The organism is Pontibacter brevis, from assembly GCF_054779655.1.
Genome location: NZ_BAAGXV010000026.1, coordinates 22,267 through 29,365, shown reverse-complemented (window position 1 = coordinate 29,365; position 7,099 = coordinate 22,267). Strand labels below are relative to the sequence as shown.

The 7,099-nt window shown below is 49.4% G+C and carries 4 protein-coding genes; 2 read left to right on the top strand and 2 right to left on the bottom strand.

Going from position 1 to position 7,099, the window contains the following annotated elements:
* Positions 1–261: 261 nt before the first annotated feature.
* Positions 262–1,101 (top strand): formyltetrahydrofolate deformylase, encoded by an 840-nt coding sequence (gene purU, locus ACYVB1_RS07825; RefSeq protein WP_460922425.1) that lies wholly within the window; start codon positions 262–264, stop codon positions 1,099–1,101.
* A gap of 255 nt (positions 1,102–1,356) precedes the next feature.
* The gene (locus tag ACYVB1_RS07820; protein ID WP_460922423.1) at positions 1,357–1,896 is read left to right on the top strand and encodes a hypothetical protein; all 540 of its coding nucleotides are present in this window, start codon (positions 1,357–1,359) and stop codon (positions 1,894–1,896) included.
* 157 nt (positions 1,897–2,053) lie between these two features.
* On the opposite strand, the gene ACYVB1_RS07815 is transcribed toward ACYVB1_RS07820, so the two are convergent.
* Both ACYVB1_RS07815 and ACYVB1_RS07810 read right to left on the bottom strand, forming a co-directional pair.
* Positions 2,054–3,553 carry a rubredoxin gene (locus ACYVB1_RS07815; protein WP_460922420.1) on the bottom strand — a complete coding sequence of 500 codons (1,500 nt, stop codon included), beginning with the start codon at positions 3,551–3,553 and terminating at the stop codon, positions 2,054–2,056.
* 12 nt (positions 3,554–3,565) lie between these two features.
* Positions 3,566–7,099, bottom strand: coding sequence for a molybdopterin-dependent oxidoreductase (locus ACYVB1_RS07810; RefSeq protein ID WP_460922418.1), 3,534 nt, complete (start codon positions 7,097–7,099; stop codon positions 3,566–3,568).

Genomic DNA, 7,099 nt, shown 5'->3' with positions numbered 1-7,099 from the left:
ATCAATCCTTGATGCAGGCTCTCGTGGCCTAATGAACTGTTCAAGATGGAAGAAGCAGGGGGAAAAGGGGCTGGCATTTCGAACGGACTGCAACGACCAATGACAAGAAGCTGCCTTACTCTTTTCCCCTTCTTCTTTTGCCCTTAAAGCTACAGAGACAAACCTTCTCTTGGAATCCCACAATTGCACTTGCAGAAACTTTGGCCAAGATAGGATGACAAAAATGACCTCACCTTACCAAATCTTAATGCACTGACACCTATGGTATCAAACATCCTCCTTATAAACTGCCCGGATGAAAGCGGGCTTGTCTTCAAAGTTACCAGCATCCTGTATAACAAGTACAACCTGAATGTTATCCGCAACGGGGAATTCGTGGAAAGAAATTTCAGCCATTTCTTTATGCGCACCGAGTTTTCAGGGGAATTTGACAGGGAGGAGTTGCTGAAAGATTTATACGAGGTATTGCCGGAGGATGTGGATATCAAACTCACAGAAAGTAGGAAGAAAGACATTGTTTTACTGGCTACGAAAGAGCACCACTGCCTGAGTGATTTACTTATCCGTCATGCTTTCAACGAGCTGAACGCAAACATCCTTTGCGTCATCAGCAATTATGATGTACTGGAAGAACTAACACAGAAGTTTGACGTTCCCTTCCACCACATCAGCCATGAAGGAATTAGCAGGGAAGCACATGAGCAAGCCGTGCTGAAAACAATACAGCAGTATAACCCGGAATTTGTTGTGCTGGCAAAGTACATGCGCATTTTGTCGGGTGATTTTGTTTCCCACTTCACCAATCGTATCGTTAACATTCACCATTCTTTCTTACCAGCCTTTGTGGGTGCTAACCCTTATGCACAAGCCTATGAGCGGGGTGTGAAAATTATCGGGGCTACCGCGCATTTTGTGAACAATGACCTGGACCAGGGACCAATTATTGCCCAAAGTGTTATCCCGGTGGACCACACACACAGTGCCAGGGAGATGACTCAGGCCGGGCGGGATGTAGAGAAGAACGTGCTGGCAAAGTCGTTGAAGCTAGTTTTAAATGAGCAGGTGTTTGTGTACCGGAATAAAACCATCATTTTTGAATAGCCGCACCACTCTTGCTTAGCACAAGCAGGTACAGCAGTATCAGAAAGATTCGTTTCTCCTCCTGCCCCCTTCTAAGCTTGAAGTATAGAAATGAAATAAAAAGAAATTTCCCTGTTACCGCAAGCCTTGTACAAATGCATGTACAAGGCTTTTTTATGTACGTATAACTTATATACCACAACAAGGGCTTGAAAAGAACTCTAACAGATAGCTATTGAACAGCCATCCGCTCAAAAGAAAGAAAACAGTAGAACTATGATAAACTCGGTGTTAACTTATTTACATGAATTTTACGGAGACGGAAAGTTTCATGACCTGACGCCACTCATCAGGAAAAACCCCTCAGCCTTTACGGAAGGGTTTATTTACAACCTTCACCTGGATGGGTTCATAGAAATCCAGGAACCCTCCGCCTTCGACAGTTCAAATGACAGGGATGAGATACACCCTGTCTATGGCAGGCTGACTGATAAAGGCATGTATTACCTGGACGGGGACAGGAAAATTGCAACAGTCATAAAAGCTATAGAAGACCAGTTGATTATTGATATTGCTTACACAGATGAGGATGGCCATGAAGAACGGGTGGCCCTGTCTCCTTACGTCTATGGAAAAGATACAGAAGAAAGAGCCTGTGTCTGGGGTATTGTGTCAGGTGATGACAACACGCACCGACGCTTTCTGCTAGACAATGTAGTTGTGACGGAAGAACCTGTAGGCAGCTTCAGGGTAGACAAAGAAATGATACTGAGCCAGCCCAGAGACATTGAGGTAGTTGCCCAGGTGCAGTATTAAGCCATTGCTTATACCGTAAACCGCTAAATTCATAACCCTTACATACTACAGAAGCCCCAGCCGGTGAAGACAGCAGCTGGGGCCTTTTTATTGTGAATGCAGGTAACCTGCGGGTTCTCCAATAGTAAAGTAACACTCTGTTGGCAGGTACAGCGACTCAGAACTTACCTACATTTAAAGCCTGCATCTCTACCGGCACAAAATCTTCTTTCGGCGCATCGCAGGTGGGGCAGCTATAAGCAGCAATAGCATAAAATGGTGTGCCTGCTGTAACCTGGTTTAGCGCATCACCAAACGCTTCGTCATAAACAGTAAAGCAGTTCTTGCATTGGTACACCTGGTGTATTACCTGTTCCTCTGGCTCGGCTGGCACCTCTTCTTCCAGGTAAACAGCGTTCGACATGAATTCTGGCTCGCTCTGCAGTTCGTAGAAGAGGTCACACAGTTCAATCAGATAAGTGCTTAGTTCCTGCCTCGTTACGTCTTTCCGATAGCTGATAAATTCTTTTGAGTTAGGATTGAACTCGCGGGTATGCAGTATCTCGAAACGTTCGTTGCTAAAGTCGGTGCCTTGCACATCCTGTTGCTGTGTGCGGATAATGATAGAGCCGAACAGCCCCGTTTTGGGCTGCGTTTTGATGGCAAAGCACAGCCTGTAGGTGCGTACGTCTTTTTCGTTGAATATCCGGACAAGGTAATTCTTTAAGTCGAGGCCGTAGTCGCACAGATCCTCCACCTGCCAGTTCAGCTCGTTGGAGGCGTGGCGCACGTTAATGCGGTGCTTGCACAGCACCACGTCCCACAGGTCGCGGTCTGTTAGTTCAATGCCTTTTACAATAATGGATTTCCAGGGGGTGGTATACAACTGCCCTACTCTTGTTTTGAGGCATATTTTACAGACGTCCTTCAGAAAGCTCACCGGAAACAACTCATCGCGGCGGTAGATGCCCAGCCACAGCTTATTGCCATACCGGTTAAACCCTTCGTAGTACGGTAGCTTAAAATCAGGCAGCTTCAAAGCTTTCGTTACAGGCTGCACCACAAAGTTGCCACTTGCATTCACCAGCCCGTGCAGCACATTTCCATCCACGGCAGGCTGGTCATAGAACTGCTCCTTGTTCGCGAAGATGGTACTTTCGATAACACTGCTTAGGCCGGGTATATCCTCTGAGTATACCAGCGAAGGCCAGGCATAGATGATGTTTGTTTTCGGAAAACGGATGTAGAGGTACCAGTAGTTGCTGGTGTCAGAAGCTATGAAGTTGAGGTTGCCGGTAAAGAAAGGAAAGAAGGTCTGGTTGTTGTCCACCAGGTTTATCTTCAGCTGGGGCCTGTAGTCAAACAAATCCAAGATGTCTTTGTAGACTCCTTCCCGCAGCCAGTCAGCATGGTAAAACACATCCTCAATAGCATAAGAGCTGATGATATTTGGATGAATGTCGGCATCCAGTTCAAACATAATATCAGCCGCCATTAAATCCTGCCGCAGGGCTTCCAGCTTATTCTCTGACACATAGAAGATAACCTGCTGCCTGTTTCCAAACCGTACATTTTCTACTCCCGCTTTTTCAGCGGCTTCAAGTATACGGTACAAATCTCCGGCAGACACCATGCCTCCGGGCAGGTTTATCTTCACTAAGTTCTTCTTCATCATCATTTGTCTGTTTCTTTAACTGACCGCCTCCTGCACATCCAGCACCTGTAAGGTAAGGGTCTCATCCAGGAGCTTTTTCACTTCCGGCCTGCAGGACCCACAACCTGTACCGGCACCTGTCTGGGCACAAAGCGCCTTCAAATCAGTGCAGCCTTCCGCTATCTTTTGTTGAATGTTCCCGCTGCCCACGTTGTTGCAGCTGCATACCAGTTTGCCCAGTACCGGCTCTGCTTTCTGGCCACTTCTTAAAAGCTGCAGGCGCTTGTCACTCAGCTCAATTCTGTTGGAGATTAACTCTCTGTATTCTTGGAACTCTGATTTGTCGCCTATCAAAATAGTGCCCACCAACCTGTCCTGGTGAATGATGCACTTCTTATAGTAGCGTTTAGCCTTATCTATAAAAACAATCTCTTCATAATTCTCCTCATCCGGGCTTTCTGCCAGACCAATGCTGCACAGGTCAAAGCCATGGATTTTGATGATGTTCATGAAGGTGCTGCCTTCGTAATAGCTGGCGATGTTGCCGTTCAGGTGCTGCGCCACCACCTCTGCCTGCTGCTCTGCTGCCGCCGTAATGCCGTACAGCACCCCATTGAATTCAGCTATCTCACCAACTGCATAGATGTTGGGGTCACTGGTTTGCAGTTTCTCGTTTACCAGCACACCACGTTTGCAGTCGAGGCCGCAGGCTCTGGCCAATTCCAGGTTTGGCACCGTACCGATGGCAATAATCATGGCATCGCAGTCTATCCGGTGGCCACTCTTCAGCCCTACTCCTGTCAGTTTCGACCGCCCGTAGTACAGCTGCACCTCATCGTTGTAGTAGATATCACAGCCCTGGTCAATCATTTCCTCGTGCAGCAACTGGCTACCCAGCGGGTCAAGTTGCCGGTCCAGGAAGCGCGACACCCGCTGGATGATGGTGATTTTCACGCCGATTTCACGCAAAGAAGCAGCCATTTCCAGCCCCAGCAAGCCGCCACCCACAATCACCACATGCGCGTTTTCCGGCACGTGGCTTTTGAAATTGTCGGCATCATTGCGGCTGCGCATGGTAAAGATTCCTGGCAACGACGGCCCATGCTTCGGCAATGCTGCCCGGCTACCAGTGGCCATCAGCAGCACATCATACTCCGTCTGGATGCCTCTGGAGTCTATCACAAACTTGTTTTCACGGTCAATATGCTCCACGCTTACTCCCCGAAGCAACTGTATATTATAGGCTGGTTCTTCAGAATCTTTCATCTTCACCAGTTGCTGCCAGCTTTGCTGTCCGCTGATATAGTCAGGCAGCATGACCCGGTTATAGAAAGGGAAATCTTCTTTGCTGAAGATAGTTATCTCATCGTTCTCATTCGCTTCCCGGTACGCTTTCACAAAACCATAGGCACCGGCACCGGCACCTATTACCACAATGCGCTGGAACGGTTTCTTATACTTCTGCACGTCCACCGCGCAGTACTTGAAGTCCGGCTCTTTCGAGATAGGGTCCAGCAAATCGCTTGTCACGTTGTTGGCGCGGTTGAGGTCGCTGCCCAGGATTTTGCCCCAGTGCATCGGCAGGAACACCACGCCCTGCTTTATACCGGGAGACAGTTTCGCTTTCACGCGCACCTCTCCCCTCCTCGACTTCACTTCCACCACATCACCTTCCGCTATTTTCAGGCGCTCCGCATCGGCAGGATTTATTTCCAGGAAAGCCTGCGAGATATGCTTTTTCAGCTTGTTTACTTTGCCCGTTTTGCTCATGGTGTGCCACTGGTCGCGGATACGGCCGGTGGTCAGAATCAGCGGGAAGTCTGGGTCTGTCTGCTCACTTCGCACCTCATCAGAAGGCGAATGAATAATGGCTTTGGTAGAGGGGGTATAAAATACTTTATCCGTAAAAAGCCTTGGCGTGCCATCGCCCATATCGCCAGCTTTATAAGGCCACTGCACACTGCGTTGCGCTTTCAGCACCTCGTAACTCAGGCCGGTCACGTCGATGTTGGTGCCGGCGGTTAATTGCGTGTGCTCTTTGTAGATGTCAGCAAACGATAGATATTCGAAACCACGGTAGCCCATCTTTTTAGCAAAGCGGCAGATGATTTCTGCATCCGGCAGCGCTTCTCCCGGTGCGTCTATTATCTTAGGCAAATAGCTCACACGCCGCTCTGAATTGGTCATGGTGCCTTCCTTCTCCGCCCAGGCAGCAGCAGGCAGTACCACATCGGCATAAGCCAGCGTCTCCGGTTTGTTGCTGATTTCCTGCACCACCACAAACTTCGCTTTCTTCAGGCCTTCTTCGGCCATGCGCGCGTTGGGCAGACTGGTGAGCGGATTGGTGCAGAGAATCCAGATGGCTTTTAAACGGCCGTCGTTCAGCGCTTCGAACATTTCGGTGGCTGTGAGTCCGGGTTTTTCCGAGATAACGGTGCCTCCCCAGAACTTCTGCACTTCTTCGCGGTGAGCCGGGTCGTTCAGGTTGCGGTGGGCTGCCAGCAGGTTAGATAAGCCGCCCACTTCCCTGCCGCCCATAGCATTGGGCTGACCGGTTAAGGAGAAAGGACCGGAGCCGGGTTTGCCGATGTGCCCCGTTATCAGGCTCAGGTTGAGTAAACTCAGGTTCTTATTTGTGCCGTTGGAGCTTTGGTTCAGCCCCATCGTCCACATCGAGATAAAGCCTTTGGCATTGCCGATGTACTGTGCTGCCAGCCGAATTTCTTCCTCCGTGAGGCCACATATCTGGGCCGACTTCGCCAGGGTTTTCTGAAATACCACCTCCCGGTATTGCTCGAAGCCCTGTGCATGGTTCCGTACAAAATCCAGGTCTATGTCTCCGTTCTCTATCAATACCCTGCCGATGGCATGGTTGAGCGTAACATCGGTGCCAGGATTTATTTGCAGGTGCAAATCTGCAACAGCGCAGGTATCCGTTACCCGCGGGTCCACCACAATGATTTTCACATCCGGGTTCTCTGCCTTGTGCGCCTCCACTCTTCTCCAGAGAATTGGATGGCACCAGGCCGGGTTGGCTCCGGTTACATAAAAGCAATCTGCCAGTTCAATGTCATCATAACTAATCGGAACGCTGTCTTCGCCGAGGGCCATTTTGTATCCGGCCACAGCACTGCTCATGCACAGCCGCGAGTTCGTATCGATGTTGTTGCTCCCGATAAAACCTTTTATCAGTTTGTTGATGACGTAGTATTCCTCTGTCAGGCACTGCCCGGATGCATAAAAAGCCACCGATTCCGGCCCGTACTTTTTAATGAAAGTGCTGAAAACAGCAGCTGTTCTTTCCAGTGCTGCATCCCAGGTGACGCGTTGCCGCGGCATGTTTTTGTTGTAGCGCATTTCCGGGTAGAGCAGCCGGTCACTTTTGTCGTTGACCGTATACTGCAGGTTCATGCCCTTGCTGCATAACATGCCTTTGTTTACAGGGTAGTCCTTGTCTCCTTCCACAGTAACGGTGCCGTTTTTCTCTCTGGTTACCGCTACACCACAGCCCACCCCACAATAGCAACATGTGCTGGTAAAGGCATTCTTATGTTGAGTATCTACAGGCAT

Bases quoted from the DNA above. Each gene is read 5' to 3' on its own strand.
- purU (WP_460922425.1), top strand. From the start codon at position 262: ATGGTATCAAACATCCTCCTTATAAACTGCCCGGATGAAAGCGGGCTT.
- ACYVB1_RS07820 (WP_460922423.1), top strand. From the start codon at position 1,357: ATGATAAACTCGGTGTTAACTTATTTACATGAATTTTACGGAGACGGA.
- ACYVB1_RS07815 (WP_460922420.1), bottom strand. From the start codon at position 3,553: ATGATGATGAAGAAGAACTTAGTGAAGATAAACCTGCCCGGAGGCATG.
- ACYVB1_RS07810 (WP_460922418.1), bottom strand. From the start codon at position 7,099: ATGCCTGTAGATACTCAACATAAGAATGCCTTTACCAGCACATGTTGC.